Origin of the sequence: Nocardia abscessus NBRC 100374, assembly GCF_000308455.1 — a bacterium.
Classification (GTDB): domain Bacteria; phylum Actinomycetota; class Actinomycetes; order Mycobacteriales; family Mycobacteriaceae; genus Nocardia; species Nocardia abscessus.
The window spans coordinates 125,041-144,959 of sequence record NZ_BAFP01000003.1 but is presented as its reverse complement, the minus strand read 5'-3'; the positions used below and the strand labels follow the sequence as shown (position 1 = coordinate 144,959).

Sequence of the window (19,919 nt, the reverse complement as noted above, 5' to 3'; positions counted from 1 at the left end):
CTCCCGCGCCGGGTCATGCACACCCACCACCTGGAGCCGCGAGTGGCACACCCTGGAGACCTCTTCTCGGGAAATGCCGCAACCATGTGCCACTCGTGGTTTTTCGACACAAGCTCCACCTTGCGGCGCCACCGGCGAATTGTGAGCTGAATCACATCGCGGAACCGGAAGCTCTCCAGCAGCGTCCAATTCAGTAGATCAAGCGAAAACTGTTGGTGCGGAGGGGGATTGAGTTTACCGGCTTTGCCGATCCGTGCCATCTAACGCCCTTTGTGGCAACCAAGGAGTACAAAATGAGGAAGATGATTTCAGCCGCCCTTGTTGTCGGAGCAGCCGCAGCAGGTATAGCACTTCAGTCGGGGGTCGCAGGTGCAATTGAAGCGGACGGGCTCTTCGACACCGAGCGCAAATGCTGGGACGCGATCGAGGAAGCGTCGCGAAATGGGACATACAACGCCCCACCATTTACCTATTACTGCAAGCAAACGCCGAGCGGTAAGTGGATCATCACACGCTAGCCGCGGGCGGCGGCGAGATTCAACCTGTGGCTTCAAAATCTCATCGGTGGACTGAGGCTAGCTAGAGCTGCTGCCAGGGCCCGCGCGAACGTGCGGGCCTTGGCGTCGCACCGACCGGAGGACTACGGACTCAGTCCGGCGGGCGGCCACGGCCCATTAGTTGGCCGGCCTGAAACTTTCGAGGCCGGTGACGCGGAGCAGTTCGAGGGCCGAGGCGGTGGGGGTGCCCGGGGCGGCCGAGTAGACGACGACGTTCTGATCGGCCTCGGCCACCATCAGGGCGTCGCAGTCGAGGGTGAGGGTGCCCAGGTCCGGGTGTGCGACGGTCGTGGTGAGGCTACGCAGCCGTCCGGAACGTCCCGCCCGCCACAGCTCGTCGAATCGCGCACTGCCGGAGCGGAGTTCATTGATGAGCTGCGCGAGACCCGGATCCTTCGGGTACTTGGCCTGTACCGTGCGCAGACAGCCGACGCAGTCGACGGCGTTGGCCGCTTCCTCCTCCGGCGTCATGACCAACCGGTCGAGCCCGGCGCCGAGGAACCGCTGCCACATGATGTTGCGCTGGGCCGGTGGCCGCTCGGAGAAGTCGCCGAACAGCGCCGCCGCCAGCGGATTCCAAGCCAGCACATCGGATTTGGCGGACAGCACCAGGGCGGGCAGGTCCGCCATGCGGTCCAGCAGGCGCAGGACGCTGGGCCGGATCAGCATGGGAATGCGTCCGGCCTGCGGCGGATCGGATCCGGCGAGCCGGAAGATCAGATCGCGGTCGGAGTCGGTCAATCGCAACGCCCGGGACAGTGCGTCCAGCACCTGCTCAGAGGGTTTGGGGCCGCGCCCTTGCTCGAGCCGGACAATGTAGTCGACGCTGAGCCCGGCCAGCTGAGCGACCTCCTCGCGCCGCAGCCCCGGAACCTGCCTGCGGGACCCACCCGGCAGTCCCGCGGCGGCGGGCTGGATGCGCGACCGCGCGGTGCGCAGCACCATGGCCAATTCGACTCTGTCCACCTGCACATCCTGCCGCAGGACCGACGGTCCGGGGTGGTACCGGCAGTCCCATGCCTCATAGGCCCTGGAGTCGGCGGGTGACCGGCGCGAGGCTACGACCATGACGACAACCACGATTGCCCTGGTCACCGGAGCGAACAAAGGACTCGGACGGGAAACCGTACGCCGACTGGCCGGATCGGGCTGGGAAGTGTTCCTCGCAGCACGCGATACCGTCCGCGGCACCCAGGCGGTGGCCGAGTTGGCCGAGGAGGGTTTGCAGGCCCGCTTCGTCCAACTGGACGTGACGTCGGACGAATCCGTGACCGCGGCGGCCGACGCCGTGAAGGCTTATGCAGGCCGCCTCGACGTGCTGATCAACAATGCCGCTATCGGTGGCCCGCGCACTCATCCGGTTGATACGCGCGTCGATGAGGTGCGCGAGGCGTTCGAAACCAATGTCTTCGGCCCGATCCGGGTGATTCATGCCTTCCTGCCGCTGCTGCGCGCCTCGGACCACCCGCGCATCGTCATGGTCTCCAGCGGCATGGGCTCGATCGCGACGCTCACCGACCCGAAGTGGGAGGGCCACCTGCCGCTCGCGCTCGGCTACCCGACGACCAAAGCCGCCATGAACATGCTCACGACCATGTACGCCCTCGCCCTGAACGACATCCGTGTCAATGCGGTGGATCCCGGTTTCACGGCCACCGACCTCAACGGCCATACCGGTTTCCAGACCGTCGGCGAGGGCACCGACGCCATCATCGAGCTGGCATCCATAGGTCCCGACGGACCCACCGGCGGGTTCTTCGATAGGAATGGAACCACCCCGTGGTGAGGGCAGCGGCGACTGTCGTCACGCTGCTGGGGCTGTGCGTGGCACTGTTCATATTCATGGTGAGACCGGAGGATCATTCAGTGGAACGACAGAATTCCAGCGACACGACCGTGCTGTCGATCGGACTACAGCCCAGCGCCGTCGACTACAGCCGTTATCCGGCTCTCGACGAAGCGACCCTCACCGCACGCATCGAGGCGGGGGAGGCCGCGCTCCGCGACGCCGGATTCGACCTGGTGTCCTGCCAGGTGCCCGCCGATCCCGATGCGGCCGAGACGAAACTGCGCGAATGCGCTGCGGGCGGGTCTTTCCGTGTCGCCATGATCGGCGCAGGCGTACGCATGGCGGCCGAGCACACCTTGCTGTTCGAACGTCTCGTGAACGTGGTCACCGAGCTCGCGCCCGGAATACGCTTTTGCTTCAACACCTCACCGGAGACCACCATCGACGCCCTCCGCCGCTGGGTACAGCCGCCTGGGCGCTGAGGACCCGAGCACGTAACCGAAAGGTCAAGGGTGTTCATCAACCCCAATGGCCACCAATTCTTTCGGCATGATCGCTCCAATTTTTCCGCCAGCGGAAAGACAGCCGCACCGTCCACACCAGGCTCAGTGTCAATCGTTTGCTTCAGCGCGGCAAGGGCGGAATCGGCAGCTCGAATAATGCTGCCTCCCTTGGATTCCAATCTCAAATGCTTGTTTCCAATTGATCGGCCGTTGGTGCGGTAGTGAGCGTAGAGTTCTGCGGTCGAAGGTCGGTAGCGCATCCGTTCCGGGTGCGAGGATCGGGAGGGGGATGTCGTCGTGGTGGTAGAGACAGTGGCAGTCATCGTGGCCCAGGCGTTGGCAGCGGGTGCGGTCGCGGGATTGGGTGAGACCGCCAAGCAGGCGGTGGCCGATGCCTATCAGCACTTGAAAGGCCTGGTGACCAGCCGCTACGGGCAGGTCGACGTGGTCGCGCTGGAGCAGCGGCCGGCTTCGGAGCATCGCCGCCAGGAGTTGGCCGAGGACCTGCAGCGTGCCGGCGCTGACGGGGATGCGGAATTGCTGGCGGCAGCCCAGACGCTGATCGCGATGGTCCGCGCCCATGAGACGGCGGCTGGAGCGGCAGTTGGTGTAGATCTGGAACGGGTGGCCGCGGCGGCTTTGCGAATCCGGGAGGTGCAATCCACCGGCACCGGAGTGCGAGTGGTCGACGGCACTTTCGACGGAGCGATCGAGATAGGGTCGGTACGAGCGGGAAGGCAGGACCAGCAGGACCCTCCTTCAGCGCGCCGGTAACCCCCACCCCGACCGCGCCACCATCCTCTCCGGGAGCGGGGAACACGACGTACCTGCTTCACGGCGTGAGCGCTGGGGCCATTGCATTCGGCGGCAACCTCCCTCACGAGCCGCCGCTGCCTGTCGCGCGTTTGGGACGTGTGGTGGGTGCAATTCCGGCTCAACCTGCTGATTTCATTGCGCGAGGATCGCTGGGCAAGCTGCAAAGAGCGGTAGAGCGCTCCCAGGTGGTGGTGGTGGTGACCGGGATGCGTGGGGTGGGAAAGACCGAACTGGCCGCCGCCTACGCCCGCCAACTCCTGGACAACAACACGGTTCGGCTCGTGGGCTGGATCAACGCCGAAACACGCGGCACCCTGCTCGAAGGTTTGCAAGCGATCGCTCAGCGCCTGGGCGTCGCGGATCTCGATGGAGATTCAGAGGCGTCCGCCAAGCAGTTACGCGAACACCTGACCGGCCGCCAGGAGCCAGGACTTCTGGTGTTCGACAATGCCACCTCTCCAGATGAACTCCGCCCCTTCCTCCCTGCCGCCAGCGGCACCAAGGTCGTGATCACCAGCACCGAACGTACTTTCAGGACACTCGGCGCTCCCTTGGACCTGGGGGTCTACTCCCGCCCCGAATCCGTACGTTATCTGCGCAAAGCCACCCAGATCACTGACAATGACGGCGCCGGAGAAGTTGCCGAGCGACTGGGTGACCTGCCCCTGGCGCTCACCCAAGCCGCGGCGACCATCAACCACCTCGGCATCGATTACCCCACGTACCTCGACCTGCTCGCCCACCCCGGAGACCAAGCGTTTCTTCGCATCGAAGGCCATGAATACCCGCAGCAGGTACACCGGGCGATCTCGTTGTCCATTGCGACCACCGAAGGGCCCACGGAGGATCCAGACCTCGACGCTGCCGTACGGAACCTGCTGGATCTGGTGGCGATGCTGTCTCCCGCAGGCGTAACTCGTGACCTGCTGCCCGACTACGCCGGCCGCCGCGACGAAGCCGTCGCTCGCTGCGTACAAGCCAGTCTGCTCACTCGCTCAACCGACCGGTCTGCGGTGGTCATGCACCGACTTGTCGCCCGTGTTCTCCGTGAACGCGCCGACACCGAGCAAGCCCGGTTGCGATTGCTCGACAACGCCCTCGATGCGATCGAACCCCACCTGTTCGACCCCGAGGAGGCATGGGAGCATCGAAGTGAGGGGATACAGCTCGTCGACCACATCGACGCCATCATCGCGGCCGAGTTTCCCGATGAGGTCCGAGACCGAGCGGCACGCCTGTTTCGTGCACGAAACTGGGCCTGCGAACAGCTGATCGAAGCCGCCGACCTGGCCCGAGCAACCGACTATGCCCGCCGAACACTTCTCGACAGCGAGAAGCGCCTCGGGGCAGAGGACATTCAGACTCTCACTGCTCGCGGACATCTGGGAGAGGCATACCGGGCGGCAGGCCGGATGCGCGAGGCGATCGACCTGTTTCAGCAGCTGCTCACCGTCTATGAACGCATTCTGGGCCCCGAACGCCTCGAGACCTTGACCGCCCGTCGTGATTTGGCGAGTACTTATCGGGCGTGGGGGCGTACAGCAGAGGCGATCGACCTGTTTCAGCAGCTGCTCACCGACTATGAACGCATCCTGGGCCCGGAGGACGGCGAGACGTTGAACGTACGTGGCAATCTCGCCTATGCATACCAACGGGAAGGGCGGATAGCAGAAGCGATTGACCTATTCCAGGAAGTACTCGCCAGTGGGGAGAGGGTCCACGGAATCGAGCATCGCCGCACCCTGAATACCCGCTCCTTCCTGGCGGGTGCATTCCTCGCAGCGGGTCGGGTGACAGAGGCGATCGACAGGTTCCAGCAGTTGCTCGCTGATGAAGAAAGACTTCACGGCCCTGAGCACCGTCGTAGCCTGCAGGCTCGCGGCAGTCTGGCCGGTGCCTTCCTTTCGACGGGTCAGGTGACGGAGGCGGTGGACATGTTCCAGCAGCTGCTCACCGACCGCGAACGCATCCTGGGACCCGACCATCTCGATACCTTGCGGACTCGCATCGAACTGGGTAGCGCCCTTCAGGCAGCGGGGCGGGTCCCTGAGATGATGGCCCTGTTCCAGCAGGTCGCCGCCGAGGGGGAACGCATCCTGGGCCGGGATTCCCCGTTCGGTCCCTTCAACAACAGCTTGGCTATGTACTCTCAGATGACCGAGCAATTGTCGGAGACCGCCACCCTGCTCGAGCAATCGTTCACCGAGCAAGAAAGCAGCCAAGGTCTCGACCATCCCGACACCCTGAAGACCCGAAGCAAGCTGGCACACGCCTACATATCGGCGGGTCGGGTGACGGAGGCGATCGACATCCTCCAGCAGCTGCTCACCGACCGCGAACGCATCCTCGGGCCTGACCATCTCGACACCCTGAAAACCCGTAGCAGCCTTGCGATCGCCTATGTGCCGACGGGTCGGGTGGCGGAGGCCATCGACATGTTCCAGCAGCTGCTCACCGACCGCGAACGCATCCTCGGTCCTGACCATCTCGGCACCCTGAAAACCCGTAGCAATTTGGCAAGCGCGCATCAGGTGGCGGGTCGGGTGGCGGAGGCGACCGACCTGTTCCAGGAGTTGCTCACCGACTGCGAACGCATCCTCGGTCCTGACCATCTCGACACTCTGAAAACCCGCAACAAGCTGGCGGACGCTCATCAGGTAGCGGGCCGGTTCACCGAGGCGATCGGAATGCTCGATCGGCTACTCAGCGACCGGGAGCGGGTCTTGGGCTCGGATCACCAAGACACTCTGAGAACTCGTTTCAGCCTAGCCGTAGCCTATTTGGGAATAGGTCAGATAGCTGAAGCATTCGAGATGATCAACCAATTTCTTCCCAATATGGAGCGGGTAATGATGAATCCGCGAGGTGCGCTGAATGATTGGCTGGAGTGAGCTGTAGAGGCGGTACCAGGTCTCTCGAACGCCTCACGGCCTGCCGCGGACGTGCCACACAGCGAATCCGACTACTTGTCGCCGAGCGCCGTAGCGAAAATTGTCGCCACTTCGCGGATCTGATCGCAGGATGCGGGAACCGGATCGGCGGCCGGGACGGCGGCGACCGCGACCTCCAAGGTTCCCTCCGCGGTCTCGAGCGCCGCGTAGCAACTCCCCGGAAGCGCGGACACCGTGTAGAGGGCGGCCTCTCGTCCGGCGACGGCATCGGTATCGAAGACGGTGTACTTGTCGGTACTCTTGACCTGCTCCAGGGGCGTGTTCGTCGCATGCACCGTGACGCTTCCGGTGATGGCCTTCTGACCGTCGACGACGGCGATTCGACGGAAGGAACATCCGATGACTGTCAGGAGGTCGGTAACGAGCTCGCCGGAGGATCGCTGGCGCGTTGCCGGATCGAATCCGGCTTTGGTGACGAGATCGTCGCCCAGTTCGAAGCAAGGATCGAACCGCACCGGCTTCTTCGAGTCCGTTTGCCTCGGCGCCGACGGGACGGAGGCGACCATCGACTGGGTCGAAGTGACCGAAGTCGATGACGGCGGAGTCGCCGTTGTGTCATTCGTGTCGTCCGCGGAACAGGCGACCAGCGCGGCAGCAACTGCCGTCACAACGCAGCAAGTGGTGAGAACTCGCTTCATTTTCCTGCCTTCGCCATCAAACCAACCACGACTTCCCGGTTGGGTAGTCGTCGAAGTCGTCGGGCCAGTCGCTGGGGCCGACGACATCGTCACGCGGAGACGTTCGACGCAGCGGGGGCGGCGGTGTGGCGGGTGGCGGTGGTGCCGGTGGCGGCGGCGGTTCAGGATTCCACTTCCACTCGAACTGAGGGGAGTTCTTCAGCTCCGCGACCTCCGGCGGCACCGGCCTCGCGAGCTGTTCGATGTCGCACCATCGGCACTCGCCCACGCGGACGCGTTCAGCGTAGGCCTGCAAAGCGGGGGATGCGCCCGGCGCCGCCGCGAGGTTCGACATGAATTCCTCGGTCACTTCGGTGACCTCGTGCAACAGCGCCGAGACATCGAGGTTCTCCAACTGGATTCGCGCGGTTCGCAAGTCGTCCACGGCACTCATGACGCCGCGGACGAGCGCTTCCACCGCGGGGTCCAAGTTCGGCTCGCGCATGCTCCCCCACCGCGATGTCATGCGTCCTCCCAAGGCTGCCCACCGGATCCGATCTCGTAGGATTCCTTCGGTCGATTCAAGGTCGAATCAACCTGCGCAATCTTCGATATGTCGGTTGCGACCGCAGTTGCCTTGGATGCCTTTTCCAACTTGTCGGTGAACGGCGCGATGGTCTCCTTCAGCTTCTGTTCCGCGCTGTCCTTCAGATGTCCCATCGGGTCTTTGATGTACTCGAGCAGTCTCTTGACCTGATCGACCAGCTTCTGGATCTCGACGACCAGGTCTATCGCCTTCTTGACGATCTCGAAGATCTTGATTCCCAGATTGACGATCTCGTAGAGCTGGCCGACCGCTGGAATCTTTCTCGCGATCGTCTTGAAAATGCCCTTGACGCTGGTGAAGTCGATCTGGTCGTTGAGGATGTCCCACAGCTTGGTGAGGATGGTCTTGACAGCCGACCTGATCTCGTCGGCGACCACTCCGAGCACATCGCTGATGATCCGGCCGACCGGGCCCTCCCATTTCATCGCGGCGACCTGCCGAGTCGCCCAATCGTTGAACGACAGCGCCGCTTTGCCGTTCCAGTGCGGATCGACCTTCTTCAGGCCCGCTTCCAGGTTGTCTCCGCAAGCCTCCATCCCGTTCCCGGCAGCCTTGTACGCCTCGCCGATCCGGCGGACCTCGCTCCAGTTGCCGGGAATCGGCTCCAAGCACTTTCCGAGTGGATCTATTTCATTGCCGGCCGTTCGGGTGATGCTCTTGATCGACTCGTTGACTTCACCGAGAACGGGAGCCACCTCGGCGATGAGGCCGACGGTGTCCTCTTTGTTCGACTGTGGTTCCTGCAGTTCGAAGGCTTTCGACTTCGGATAGTCGGCCGGAGAGACGTACGCTGCCGTGGAACCCTGAGCCTCGGTATCGGCGGCCACCGGAGTACCCGGCGCCACCGGGCCGCTGAAAGTATTCTGGTTCAGCGCGGTGTAGTTCTTCTGGTCTCGATCGTGATACATCCACGCCGCTTTGTTGAGTTCCGTGCCGGTGGATGCCGTAGCCGTGGCGATTTCGGACATGCGCTGCTGCGTGGCCGTGGCCGCCGCTTTGACCGGTGCGATCAACTGGTCGATGATCGGCCCCTGGAGCCAGTCGGCAGGCATACAGTGCTCGCCGGCGAATGTAGCAGCCTTCGAAGCGTCGTCGCCGACCTCCGTGACGAGTTTGCCGAGACCGGCGATTTCGCCGGGTTCCGCCAGCAGCGTTTCACCCACGCTGATTCCTCACTGTTCGTTCGTCTTGCCGATCGATTTCATGATTTGTCGACGTCGACACTTGCCCGCCTCGACCCAACGGTGGCGGGAACGACATCGACGGAAAAGCCGGGCGCGGCGACTGTTTCGGCGGCCTGATGAAGCAGCCCGCGAATGCGCCTCAGCCGGTCCATGAACGCGCACGCAGCCACGATCGGCGGTCGGCAACCGCCGGGGCCGTTGTGCGGCAACAACTTCTACTGCAAGACGGTTTGCTCACCGCATGCGGCACAGCGATCACTCCCCTCCTGGTAACTCCCGGGCAGGATGCTAGGGCCGCTGAAAACGACTGTCAATCGTTACGTCGCCGGTCGAAGTCGCCCGGTTGACGAAACGGGCGCGGTGAGCCAGGCGGTTGCCAGGCGCTCATCCAGGCCGCGGAGACCGGCCGCTCATCGCTCAGCGGATCTTGAAGATCACCAAGCGCTGGACGACGAAGTTGATGACCGTCGCGGTGCCCTGGGCGACGATGAAGGCCAGCGGCTGCCGCCACCACTCGTCGGGCAGGGTGAAGTACAGGACCGCGTTGATGCCGACCTGCACCGCGAAGGTCACCGCGTAGAGCGCCACCACCGCGAAGAAGCGGACGCGGCTGGGCGGGGCCTGGAAGGTCCAGCGCCGATTGATCAGGTAGGCCGTTGTGGTGCCCGCCACGAAGCCGATCGACTTGGCGACGCTGACCGGGAGGCCGACCAGGTTGAGCAGCAGGCTGTAGAGCCCATAGTCGACGACGGCCGAGAACCCGCCGGTCAGGGTGAACCGGACGATCTGCGTCTTGAGGTCGACCTCGGTGCTCTGTTCGATTCGGCGCTCCCGGGACCCTGCGTGGTTACGCACGCTGCCTCCTTCGGGCCCGTCGCTCGCGCCGCCCGGCTCGTCGACCAGGGGCAACTCCGCCGGAAGCGGCAGGTGGGGTTCGGCTTGCACGCCGACGAGCGTAGCGCCGAGCGGGGCGAGCGGCGGATTCGGTGCTGAACGACGCGTACGTCACTACCCATGGGTAGAGCGACCCCGACCCGATCTGCCGTCATACCTGTAGCCTCTATGCCGATGTCCACGAAAGCTCCGACCGCCACCAAGACAACCGGGAACGGCGCCGGCGTCACGAACGACGACCCGGCCGCGGGTACCGCGTTCACTCTTCCGACGCGCACCCGCACGTTGACCGGGTGGGGTCGCACCGCGCCTACCTCTTCCGAAGTGCTCTCGACCAGCGATCCCGAACTGATCGCCAAGGCAGTCGCCATGGTCGCCGAGGACAACGACGGCAAGCCCGCCCACCTGCGGCGCGGCGTGATCGCACGCGGCCTCGGCCGCTCCTACGGCGACCACGCGCAGAACGCAGGCGGCCTGGTCGTCGACATGACCGCGCTGAACAACATCCACCGCATCGACCGTGACACCCGGATCGTGGACGTGGACGGCGGCGTCAGCCTGGACCAGCTCATGAAGGCCGCACTACCGTTCGGCCTCTGGGTTCCGGTGCTGCCCGGCACCCGCCAGGTGACCATCGGCGGCGCCATCGCCTCCGACATCCACGGCAAGAACCATCACAGCGAGGGCAGCTTCGGCAACCACGTGCGCTCGATCGATCTGCTCACCGCCGACGGGCAGGTGCAGCACATCACGCCGAAGCGCAACGCCAAGCTGTTCTGGGCCACCGTCGGCGGCAACGGGCTCACCGGCATCATCCTGCGCGCCACCATCGAGATGGTGCCGACGGAGACCGCCTACTTCCTCAACGACGGCGTGAAGACCACGACCCTCGACGAGACCATCGCCGCGCACAGCGACGGTAGCGAGTCGAACTACACCTACTCGAGCGCCTGGTTCGACGTGATCAGCCCGCTGCCCAAGCTGGGCAGGGCCACGATCACCCGGGGCAGGCTCGCGAAGCTCGACGAGCTACCCAAGCGGCTGCGCAGCAAGCCGTTGAAGTTCGACGCGCCGCAGCTGATGACCGTCCCGGACATCTTCCCGAACTGGACGATGAACAAGCTGACGCTGATGTCCATCGGCGAGGCGTACTACCGGATGGGCGGCAACTACACCGGCAAGGTGCAGAACCTGACGCAGTTCTATCACCCGCTGGACATGATCGCGGAGTGGAATCGCGGCTACGGCTCCAACGGCTTCCTGCAGTACCAGTTCGTGGTGCCGACCGAGGCGGTCGAGGAGTTCAAGCGGATCATCGTCGACATCCAGGCGTCCGGGCACTACTCCGCGCTGAACGTGTTCAAGCTGTTCGGCCCGGGGAACCAGGCCCCGCTGAGCTTCCCGATGCCGGGCTGGAACATTTGCGTCGACTTCCCGATCAAGCCGGGCCTCAACGAGCTCGTCGGCGAACTGGACCGGCGGGTGCTCGAGTTCGGCGGGCGGCTGTACACCGCGAAGGATTCGCGGACCACCGCCGAGACCTTCCACAAGATGTACCCCCGGATCGACGACTGGATCAAGGTCCGCCGCAGCGTCGATCCCACCGGTGTTTTCATGTCCGATATGGCGAGAAGGCTGGAGCTGCAGTGATCAATGCCGTTGGCAACCCGCAGTCGATTCTGCTGCTGGGTGGCACCTCGGAGATCGGCTTGGCGATCTGCGCGGAGTACCTGAAGAAGGGCCCCGCGCGCATCACCCTCGCGGCGCTGCCCGGTGATCCGTTGCGTGAGGACGCGGTCGCCCAGATGAAGGCCGCGGGCGCGAGCGAGGTCGAGGTCATCGATTTCGACGCGCTCGACACCGACGGCCACGCCAAGGTGATCGACGCGGCGTGGGACTCCGGTGACGTGGACGTCGCCATCGTCGCCTTCGCGCTCGACGGCGACGCCGAAGAGCTGTGGCAGAACCAGCGCAAGGCGGTGCTGGTGGCCCAGGTCAACTACACCGCGGCGGTGTCGGTCGGCGTCCTGGTCGGCGAGAAGATGAAGGCGCAGGGCTTCGGGCGGATCATCGCCCTGTCCTCCGTCGCCGGTGAACGGGTGCGCCGCTCGAACTTCGTCTACGGGTCGACCAAGGCCGGCCTGGACGGCTTCTACCTCGGACTCGGCGAAGCGCTGCGCCCGCACGGGCCCCGCGTGCTGGTGATCCGGCCCGGCATGGTGCGGACCAGGTTCTCCGCGCACGTCAAAGAGGCTCCGCTCACCGTCGACAAGGAAGACATCGCGGTGCTGGCGGTGTCGGCGTCGCAGAAGGGGAAGGAACTGGTCTGGGCGCCGGGCACCTTCCGCTACGTGATGATGGTCCTGCGGCACATTCCGCGCTCGATTTTCCGCAGACTGCCGATCTGACCTTCGGCGAACGAGCTCGGACCCAGTGCCCGCGTGATCGGTGATCGCGCGGGCACCTATCGTCTGACGGAGTGGATCCTGTGAACTCGGAGGCGCCATGCGAGTAACCCGATGCGACATGCGCGGAGCGGTCCGTTGAGCACGGCGACCGCGACCGGCGAAGCGCCGCCGCGTCCCGTCGATCCGGCCCCGGCGCCGGGGCGGAAGGCGCTCGTGGTGCGGCAGATCGCCTCCGGAGTCGGTGAGGCCGCGCTCGCCGCCCTCGTGGCCGCGGCGGTGGCCGCCGTCGGGCTCGTCGCGTTCTCGATGGTGCAGTGGCCCGCCTTCAACTCCTCCAACGTGACGCGGGCGCTGACCACGGTGGGGCAGGTCGGCGCGGCGGTGCTGCTCGCGGTCGCCATCGCGCTGCTGCGGCTGCACAAGTGGCCCTGGGCGGCGAAACTGCTTTCCTGGGTCGGTCTTTCGACGTTCGTCACGTTCACCCTCGGCATGCCGCTGGCGGCGACGAAGCTGTACCTGTTCGGCGTCTCGGTGGATCAGGAGTTCCGCACCGAATTCCTCACCCGGCTCACCGATTCCGCCGCGCTGCGCGACATGACGTACGCGGATCTGCCGTCGTTCTATCCCGCGGGCTGGTTCTGGATCGGCGGGCGGGTGGCGAACCTGCTCGGCATGGACGGCTGGGAGGTGTTCAAGCCGTACGCGATCGGCTTCCTCGCGGTGGCCGCGGTCGTCGCCCTGGTGCTGTGGTCGAAGCTGATCCGCGCGGACTGGGCCGTGGGCGTCGCGGCGGCGAGCACGGCGGTCACGCTGGCCTACGCCGCGCCCGAGGCCTACAGCGCCGTCATCGTGCTGCTGCTTCCGCCCGCGCTCGTGCTCGCCTGGGGCGCGCTGTACCGGCCCCTGGAGGACGTGCGATCGGGGTCGGCCGAGCACCGCACTGCGGGCGGATGGGGCGCGGTCGTCGGCACCGGGCTGTTCCTCGGCTGGGCAGCCACCTTCTACACCCTCTATTTCCTGGTGGCCGCCTTCGCGGTGGCCTTGATGGGTCTGCTGTCGGCCGTGCTCGCGGTCGGTCGACAGCGCCGTACGAACCATCCACGCCGTACCCGCGAGGCCGTGGACGCCGGCCGTCCCGCCTGGCGCGCGGCTGTCCCGCCGCTGACGCGGCTGTTTGTGATCGCAGCGCTCTCCGGCCTGGTCGCACTCATCGTGTGGGGACCGTATCTGGCGAAGGCGCTGCGCAGCACCACGGCGAGTTCCGGAACCGCCCTGCACTATCTGCCGGAAGCGGGAGCGGAGCTGCCGCTTCCGATGTTCCACTTCTCACTGCTCGGCGCGCTGTGCCTGATCGGCACGATCTGGCTGGTGTTGCGCACCGCGTCGTCGCGACGGGCGCAGGCGCTGGGGATCGGTGTGGCGGCGATCTACCTGTGGACGCTGCTGTCCATGGCGGCGACCGCCGCGGGCACCACACTGCTGTCGTTCCGCTTGGAGCCGGTGCTGCTGGTGCTGCTGTCGGTGGCGGGCGCGTTCGGGTTCGTGGAGGGTGCGCGGGCGATCTACCAGGCGTTGAACGAGCCCGCCCGGTTCCGGCTCGTCGCGATCGTCGTCGCGACGATCGGCGCGTTGGCCTTCACGCAGGACATCCCGCACGTCCTGGCGCCGGAGATCACCACCGCTTACACCGATACCGACGGCGATGGAAACCGAGCCGACGAGCGGGGCGTTTCGGCGGTATCGCACTTCGACGAGGTGGACGCGGCGCTCACCGCGCAGACCGGACGGCCGCGCTCGGACACAGTGGTGCTCACCGCCGACACCAGCTTCCTCTCCTTCTATCCCTACTTCGGCTTCCAGGCCCTCACCTCGCACTACGCCAACCCGCTTGCCGACTTCGCAGGCCGGGCGGCGGCCATCGAGCGCTGGAGCGAACTGAAGACGCCGCAGGAACTGCTCGACGCCCTGGCGACGAGCCCGTGGCGCGCGCCGGACGCGTTCCTGTTCCGGCGCAGCGGCGACGCCTACACGCTGCGGCTGGCCAAGGACGTCTACCCGAACGACCCGAACGTGGCGCGCTATTCGATCAGCTTCCCCAAGGAACTGTTCGCCGACCCGCGTTTCACGACCACCGACATCGGGCCGTTCACCCTCATCACCGTGCACCGCTGAGCGATCTCACCCGAACACGGGTGATTGAACTCGCGCCGAATGGATAACCCTTTCGTTTGTCGGTCCGCGCACAGCGTGGTTGGTACGGAAGGCGGCTGATTCAGCGCTGGCGAGGAGTGATGCGCAGGTGGCATGGGCACAGGACGTCGATACCGGCGAACAGGCGGAATCGGCGGCGGTCGCAGTCGCGACGAGGGAGACGACGGCGACCGGAGTGCTCAGCAGCCCCACGCGCACGCGCCGGAGTTTTCGGGTCGGTGGCGCCGATCTGCTCGTCGGCATGGGCTACCTGGCCTTGGCCGCGACGGTGCTGTCGGGTCAGTGGCGCGACACCGGCAGCGGATACCTGATCAAGAGCGGTCAGGACCAGACGATGTGGGAGTGGTTCTTCGCGGTCACCGCGCACTCGGTGGCCACGTTGCGGAATCCGCTCGGCACCGATCTGCAGAACTTCCCGGCCGGAGTGAACATGATGGCCAACACGGCCATGTTCGGGGTCGGCGTGCCGCTGACACCGGTCACCCTGCTGTTCGGCCCCACCGTCACGTTCGTGCTCGTGCTCACCGTCGGTCTGGCCGGGACCGCGTTCGCCTGGTATCGGCTGTTCGCCCGTACGCTCGTCCGTTCCCGGGTCGCGGCGGTGATCGGCGGCCTGTTCTGCGGTTTCGCGCCCGGGATGATCTCGCACGCCAACGCGCACCCGAATTTCGTCGTGTTGCTGCTGCTTCCGATCATCGCGGGCCGGCTGATCTGGATGGCGCGGCGAGCCGCCGCGGCGGAACCGGACCGTCCGCGCGGACGGGTGCGCGATGCCGTCACCCTCGGTCTGCTGGTGGCCCTGCAGATCGCGCTCGGCGAGGAACCGTTGTTGATCTTCGCCCTCGCGTTCGGACTGTTCGCGCTCGTCTACTACCTGCATGTTCCCGGCATCGCACTGCGTGTGACGCGGGCGCTCGCCCCGACGCTGCTGCTGGCCGCGGTGATCACGCTGGCGCTCACCGAGATTCCGCTGTGGTGGCAGTTCTTCGGACCACAGAGCTATCGCTCGATCGACCACGGGCCGATGGGCAACGACCTGCGAGCGCTGGTGCAGTTCCCCTCCGAATCGCTGGGCGGGGTATTCGCGCCCGGCGAGAACGTGGCGATCAACCCGACCGAGCAGAACGCCTACTTCGGCTGGCCGCTGCTGCTTCTGGTGGTGTTCACGGTGGGACTGCTGTGGCGCGACCGCGTCGTGCGGGCTGCGGGGGTGGTGATCGCCGTCTTCGGCGTGCTGTCGCTGGGCGCGGTCGCCACGATCGGCAAGCGGCCGACCGGCGTCGAACTGCCCTGGCGCTGGGCCGAACAGGTGCCGCTGCTGAACACCGTGCTGGAGAGCAGGCTCAGCATGGCCGCGATCCCGGCCATCGCGGTGGTGCTCGCGCTGGCCACCGAACGGGCGGTGACCACCTGGACGCAGTCGGCGGTGGACTGGAAGCCGCTCGCGTGGTTCGCCGCCGTCATCTGCGCGCTGCTGCCGCTGACCCCGACCATCCTCCCCGTCGTGGAGCGGGCGCCGACACCGGATTTCTTCGCCGGCGGCACTGTCCGCGATTATGTCGGCGACGGCTCGGTGGTGATGGTGCCGCCGCCCCGGCCGCCCGACGCGCGGGCGCTGCGCTGGCAGGCCGACGCCGGTTTCTCCTTCCCGCTGGCCGGTGGCTACTTCGTCGGCCCTACCGGTACGACCAAGAAAGGGATCTACGGCCCCGAGACCCGCCCGACCACCGCACTGCTGGTGCAGGCGCAGGACACCGGGGTGGTCCCCCCGATCGACGCCGACGTGCGCACCCGCGCGCTGACGGACCTGCGGTTCTGGCAGGCCGACGTGCTGGTGCTGCCTGCGACGAAGAACGGCGAGGTGCTTCGCGAAACCGTCACGCAGCTGCTCGGCTTCGCGCCCACCCGGGTCGAGGACGTCTGGTTGTGGGACGTTCATACGCTGCGGTCGTCGGGGGCAGTCGGCATCACACCGGACGGTAGCTAGCATCAACCACCGTGCGACCGGACCGATCTACTCGAGCGTTCACCCGTATCCGCTTGATCGCCCTCCTCTCCGGGCTTCTCGGATTCCTGCTGGCATTGCTGACCCCGCTGCTGCCGGTGCGGCAGGACCGGGCGAGCCTGGACTGGCCTCAGCCGGGCCCCGCGAGCGTCGCGGCGCCGCTGGTGTCCTACGAGCCGCTGCGGTTGCGCGCGACGCTGCCCTGCTCGCTGGTGGGAGAACTCGGCGCGACGGGCATGCTGCTGTCCACCGCTCCGGTGTCCTCCGGCCAGGCGGCGACCAAGGGACTGGTGGTCTCGGTCGGCGACGGCGTCCTCTCGGTGGTGCTGCGGGACATCCCGCTGCTGTCGGCGCCGCTGTCCGAGATCGGCTCCTGCGCGACGATCCGCGTCGAATCGGACGCCGCCGCGACGACCGCTGAACTGACCGGAGTGACCCGGCAGGACGGCACGCCGTTCCGGTCCACCGTCGGCCGGGACATCCGGCCGCAGATGGTGGGAGTGTTCACCGATCTGGACGCAAGCCGGCTTGCCGGGGCGCAGGTGCACGCGGACATCGACTCGCGTTTCTCCTCGACGCCGACGCCGCTGAAGCTGGCCGCCGTGATCGCCGCCGCCGTGTTCACGCTGATCGCACTGGTCGCACTGCATCTGCTGGACACCACCGACGGGCGCAAACCGCGGCGCTTCCTGCCCGCCCACTGGTGGCGCGTCACTCCCGCGGACGGCGCGGTGCTCGGCCTCTTGGCGCTGTGGCACGTCATCGGGGCGAACACCTCCGACGACGGCTACATCCTGAACATGGCGCGCGCCTCCGAGCACGCGGGCTACATGGCGAACTACTACCGCTGGTTCGCGGTGCCCGAGGCCCCGTTCGGCTGGTCCTACGAGGTGCTGGCCTGGATGGCCCGGGTCTCCGACGCCAGCCTGTGGATGCGGCTGCCCACCCTGCTGGCCGGCGTCGTCTGCTGGCTGGTGATCAGCCGGGAAGTGCTGCCGCGCCTGGGCGCCCGGGTACGGCGCAACAAGGTGGCGCTGTGGACGGCGGGACTGGTGTTCCTCGCGTTCTGGCTGCCCTACGACAACGGTCTGCGCCCCGAGCCGCTCATCGCGGCGGGCGCGCTGCTCACCTGGTGCTCGATCGAACGCGCCATCGCCACCGGACGACTGCTGCCCGCCGCGGTGGCCGTCCTGATCGCCGCGTTCTCGCTCGCGGCAGGTCCCACCGGCCTGATCTGCATCGCGGCGCTGATCGCAGGCTCCCGACCGGTGCTGCTGATCATCGTCAAACGTGCCCGCGGGGTCGTCCCGGCCCGCACCGGGCCCGACGCGGACGCGGCCGCCGCGGGCTCCGCCGAAGCCGCGGCCGCGGTGAACGCCCCCGCGGACGTGCGCAAGCCGTCCCGGGCCGCCACGGCGTTCCGGTTCGCCGCGCTGCTCGCACCGGGTCTGGCCGCGGGCACGCTGGTGCTCGTGGTGATCTTCGCCGACCAGACGCTGGCGACGGTGCTGGAAGCCACCCGGGTCCGCACGATCGTCGGCCCGAACGTCGCGTGGTTCGACGAGCGCACCCGCTGGGATTCGCTGCTCATGCTCTCGCCCGACGGTTCGCTGGCGCGGCGCTTCGGCGTGCTGGTGATGCTGCTGTGCCTGCTGGTCTGTGTGCTGCAAGTGCTGCGCAAGGGGCGGATTCCCGGCACCTCGCGCGGTCCTTCGGTGCGCATTCTCGGCATCGTGTTCGCGTCGCTGTTCCTGATGATGTTCACCCCCACCAAATGGACCCACCACTTCGGTGTGTACGCCGGACTGGCCGGATCGCTGGCCGCGCTGGCGGCGGTCGCGGTGGGCACCACCGGCATTCGCTCATCCCGCAACCGCGCGCTGTTCGCCGCCGCGGTGCTGTTCCTGCTCGCCGTGACCTTCACCGGCTCCAACGGGTGGTGGTACGTGTCCAGCTACGGTGTCCCGTGGTGGGACAAGGCTCCGCTGCTCGCGGGTAAGGGGCTGTCCACGCTGTTCCTCGGACTCAGCGGCGTCGCGTTGCTGATCGCCATCTGGCTGCACTACCGCGAGCCGTACCGGCGCGAGAGCGGCGGGACGCCACGGCGTTTCGACCGGTGGGCCTCGGCGCCGCTCACCGTCGCCGCCGCACTGCTGGTGATCTTCGAGGTGGCCTCGCTGGCCAAGGCCGCGGCCACGCAGTACCCCGCCTACTCGATCACCAAGTCGAACGTGGAATCGATGCGCGGGGATTCGTGCGCGCTGGCGAACGAGGTGCTGGTGGAGACCGACACCGCCGATTCGCTCCTGCAACCCGTCACCGGATCGCCCGCGGACGGATTGGCCGCGCAGAACAAGGGTTGGACCCCGAACGGGGTCGCGGGCGACCTCACTGCCGACGCCGAGGAGACGGTTACCGGCGGCGCGAACTCGGTGGACAAGGACTCCGAGAACAAGACGACCAAGACCACCGGCGCGGGCACCGGCGGCGGCACCACCGAGCAGGCGGGCATCAACGGCAGCACGGTCGCGCTGCCGTTCGGCTTGGACCCGGCGAAGACCCCGGTGCTCGGTAGCTACCAGGAGGGCGAGCAGCAGCAGGCGAAGCTGACCACCCAGTGGTACGGCCTCGATCTGACCGACAGCATGCGCCACGACCCCGCCTACCAGGTGCTCGCGATCACCGCGGCGGGCCGGATCCGCTCGATCGACGCCGACGGTGTGCTCACCTACGGACAGGAACTGCACCTGGAGTACGGCGTCCGGGGCGCGGACGGCGAGGTCAGCACGCTCGGCTCGATCGATCCGCTGGACATCGGCCCCGCGCCGTCCTGGCGCAACCTGCGGGTGCCGCTGGATCAACTGCCCGTGGAAGTGAACGCGGTGCGGCTGGTCGCGATCGACAACGACATCACGCCCAAGCAGTGGCTGGCCGTGACCCCGCCCCGGCTGCCCAAGCTGACGACGCTGAATTCCGTGGTGGGGTCGCAGGATCCGGTGCTGCTCGACTGGCACGTCGGCCTGGCGTTCCCGTGCCAGCGTCCGTTCGACCACAAGGACGGCGTCGCGGAGATCCCGCGGTGGCGCATCCTGCCCGACCGGGTCGGCTCCGACGCCTCCAACGCCTGGCAAGACGACATCGGCGGCGGCCCCCTCGGCTGGACCGGCCTCCTGCTGAAATCCCAAACCGTCCCCAGCTACCTCGACCACGACTGGACCCGCGACTGGGGCTCCCTCGAAAAATTCACCCCCTACCCGCCCAGCACCGCCCCCGCCACCATCGACATCACCGTCCAAACCACCAACGGCCTCGCCACCGACACCCCTATCCGCATCCGCTGACCGCGCAGATCATCCGTGAGTGGCACATGGTGGCTA

15 protein-coding genes are annotated in these 19,919 nt (G+C 66.6%); 10 read left to right on the top strand and 5 right to left on the bottom strand.

All coding sequences use genetic code 11. The annotated features are described in order from the left end of the window. Nucleotides 1-293 precede the first annotated feature (293 nt). Complete coding sequence (locus ON19_RS41570; RefSeq protein WP_157229557.1) at nt 294-518, top strand: hypothetical protein; 225 nt, start codon at nt 294-296, stop codon at nt 516-518. 156 nt (nt 519-674) lie between these two features. Here the strand turns inward: ON19_RS41570 and ON19_RS01115 are convergent, their stop codons facing one another. Then, the gene (locus tag ON19_RS01115) at nt 675-1,523 is read right to left on the bottom strand and encodes a helix-turn-helix transcriptional regulator (RefSeq protein WP_043685073.1); all 849 of its coding nucleotides are present in this window, start codon (nt 1,521-1,523) and stop codon (nt 675-677) included. A gap of 100 nt (nt 1,524-1,623) precedes the next feature. On the opposite strand from ON19_RS01115, the gene ON19_RS01110 reads away from it, so the two are divergent. The 4 genes from ON19_RS01110 (at nt 1,624) to fxsT (ending at nt 6,556) form a co-directional block, all read left to right on the top strand. Continuing rightward, nucleotides 1,624-2,343, top strand: a complete 720-nt coding sequence (locus tag ON19_RS01110) for an SDR family oxidoreductase (RefSeq protein ID WP_043684935.1) — start codon at nt 1,624-1,626, stop codon at nt 2,341-2,343. Nucleotides 2,344-2,423: 80 nt separating this feature from the next. After that, entirely contained in the window at nt 2,424-2,828 is a 405-nt protein-coding gene (locus tag ON19_RS01105) for a hypothetical protein (RefSeq protein WP_043685069.1), read from the top strand. A gap of 318 nt (nt 2,829-3,146) precedes the next feature. Further along, the gene (locus ON19_RS01100; protein ID WP_157229556.1) at nt 3,147-3,623 is read left to right on the top strand and encodes a Het-E N-terminal domain-containing protein; all 477 of its coding nucleotides are present in this window, start codon (nt 3,147-3,149) and stop codon (nt 3,621-3,623) included. Between the two features lie 65 nt (nt 3,624-3,688). Beyond that, entirely contained in the window at nt 3,689-6,556 is a 2,868-nt protein-coding gene (gene fxsT / locus ON19_RS38610; RefSeq protein ID WP_157229555.1) for an FxSxx-COOH system tetratricopeptide repeat protein, read from the top strand. Between the two features lie 71 nt (nt 6,557-6,627). On the opposite strand, the gene ON19_RS01090 is transcribed toward fxsT, so the two are convergent. From ON19_RS01090 to ON19_RS01075, 4 genes are all read right to left on the bottom strand, one after another. After that, nucleotides 6,628-7,341, bottom strand: coding sequence for a DUF3558 family protein (locus ON19_RS01090; protein ID WP_083899078.1), 714 nt, complete (start codon nt 7,339-7,341; stop codon nt 6,628-6,630). Next, complete coding sequence (locus ON19_RS01085) at nt 7,271-7,759, bottom strand: hypothetical protein (protein ID WP_051168411.1); 489 nt, start codon at nt 7,757-7,759, stop codon at nt 7,271-7,273. The genes ON19_RS01090 and ON19_RS01085 overlap by 71 nt, the downstream gene beginning before the upstream one ends. Then, nucleotides 7,756-9,003, bottom strand: coding sequence for a type VII secretion target (locus ON19_RS01080; RefSeq protein WP_043684921.1), 1,248 nt, complete (start codon nt 9,001-9,003; stop codon nt 7,756-7,758). The genes ON19_RS01085 and ON19_RS01080 overlap by 4 nt, the downstream gene beginning before the upstream one ends. Before the next feature lie 438 nt (nt 9,004-9,441). Beyond that, the gene (locus ON19_RS01075) at nt 9,442-9,969 is read right to left on the bottom strand and encodes a GtrA family protein (protein WP_083899076.1); all 528 of its coding nucleotides are present in this window, start codon (nt 9,967-9,969) and stop codon (nt 9,442-9,444) included. Between the two features lie 117 nt (nt 9,970-10,086). Here ON19_RS01075 and dprE1 point away from each other — a divergent pair, with 117 nt between their 5' ends. The 5 genes from dprE1 to ON19_RS01050 all read left to right on the top strand — a co-directional run bounded on the left by dprE1 (nt 10,087) and on the right by ON19_RS01050 (nt 19,883). Further along, entirely contained in the window at nt 10,087-11,568 is a 1,482-nt protein-coding gene (dprE1, locus tag ON19_RS01070; protein WP_043684918.1) for a decaprenylphosphoryl-beta-D-ribose oxidase, read from the top strand. Further along, complete coding sequence (gene dprE2 / locus ON19_RS01065; protein ID WP_043684915.1) at nt 11,565-12,326, top strand: decaprenylphospho-beta-D-erythro-pentofuranosid-2-ulose 2-reductase; 762 nt, start codon at nt 11,565-11,567, stop codon at nt 12,324-12,326. Before dprE1 ends, dprE2 begins: the two co-directional genes overlap by 4 nt. A 111-nt stretch (nt 12,327-12,437) precedes the next feature. Continuing rightward, a complete protein-coding gene (locus ON19_RS01060; RefSeq protein WP_083899075.1) occupies nt 12,438-14,498 on the top strand; it encodes a galactan 5-O-arabinofuranosyltransferase in 2,061 nt (686 codons plus the stop codon). A 214-nt stretch (nt 14,499-14,712) separates the two neighbouring features. Beyond that, nucleotides 14,713-16,524 (top strand): glycosyltransferase family protein, encoded by a 1,812-nt coding sequence (locus ON19_RS01055; RefSeq protein ID WP_051168421.1) that lies wholly within the window; start codon nt 14,713-14,715, stop codon nt 16,522-16,524. An 11-nt stretch (nt 16,525-16,535) separates the two neighbouring features. Further along, the gene (locus ON19_RS01050; RefSeq protein ID WP_051168410.1) at nt 16,536-19,883 is read left to right on the top strand and encodes an arabinosyltransferase domain-containing protein; all 3,348 of its coding nucleotides are present in this window, start codon (nt 16,536-16,538) and stop codon (nt 19,881-19,883) included. Nucleotides 19,884-19,919: the final 36 nt, after the last annotated feature.